The 1,097-nt window shown below is 65.6% G+C and carries 1 protein-coding gene; it reads right to left on the bottom strand.

Features of this window, described 5'->3' with window-relative positions; genetic code table 11:
• Positions 1 to 15: 15 nt before the first annotated feature.
• The gene (locus tag DIZ26_RS34550) at positions 16 to 987 is read right to left on the bottom strand and encodes an IS481 family transposase (RefSeq protein ID WP_112248784.1); all 972 of its coding nucleotides are present in this window, start codon (positions 985 to 987) and stop codon (positions 16 to 18) included.
• Between the last annotated feature and the right edge of the window lie 110 nt (positions 988 to 1,097).

Genomic DNA, 1,097 nt, shown 5'->3' with positions numbered 1-1,097 from the left:
TCTAGATGTACTCGGTCAGTAGGTTGGTGACAGTCGGCTGATGGGTGGTCGGCCGCCGAGTGCGGTGTGTCGGCGTTGATTGTTGTAGAAGTCGAGCCAGGGTGCCAGTGCGTGGGTTCGGGCGGTGTTGGTGAGGAAGATGCGGCTGTAGGCCCATTCGGTTTGCAGGGTGCGGTTGAAGCGTTCGACTTTCCCGTTTTGCCAGGGGCAGTGGGGTTTGATGAATTTCTGGGTGATGTCGTGGGTGGTGCAGACCTCGCGCAGGGACCAGCGGTAGGCCCAGGCGTTGTCGGTCATCAGGCGTTCGATCCGGTCGATGCCGTGGTCGGCGAAGTAGCCGATCGCGCGGGTGAGGAAGGCCGCGCAGGTGGGGCCTTTCTCGTCGGTGAGGACTTCTGAGTACGCCAGCCGGGAGTGGTCGTCGACCAGGGAGTGGACGTAGTCGAACCCGATCCTGGCCCGTTTCTGCGCACCGTTTTGGCCGTGCTCGCGGCCGTGGGCTTTCCAGCCTCCGCCGTCGTGGATGCGGCCGATCTTCTTCACATCCATGTGGACCAGGTCGCCGGGCCGGTCGCGTTCATACCTCACAGCGGTGGTCTTGGAGGCGCGGATGACCTGTCCGGTGAGCGGGTCGCATTCACGCAGGTAAGGCAGCTGATGGCGGCGCAGGATCCGCGACACTGTCCGGGCCGGCACACCGATCTCGGGCCCGAGCCAGTCCTGACCCCGGCGTTGCCGTAGACGTTCGGCCACGACCCGCTCCTCGACCGCGGCCGGCGTACGGCGCGGGCACCGGTGCGGCCGCGACGACCGGTCCAGCAGACCCGGCTCACCCTCGGCCAGGAACCGCGCGACCCACCGGTGCGCGCACTGCCGCGACACCCCCAACTCCTTCGCCACATGAGCCACCGGCCGCCGATCACGACAGACCCGCTCAACCAGCAACAACCGACCATGCACTGTCAACCGCGCGTTACGGTGAGACACGAAGACCTCCGGACTGGTGAAGACGGCTATCTCCACCGCACTCCGGAGGTCTTCCCTACGTCAACCCACCAACCCCAACGTCACCAACGTCTCGGCCGGGTACATCTAGA

This window comes from Kribbella monticola, assembly GCF_003261635.1.
Classification (GTDB): domain Bacteria; phylum Actinomycetota; class Actinomycetes; order Propionibacteriales; family Kribbellaceae; genus Kribbella; species Kribbella monticola.
This window is presented reverse-complemented; position numbering and strand designations above follow the sequence as displayed.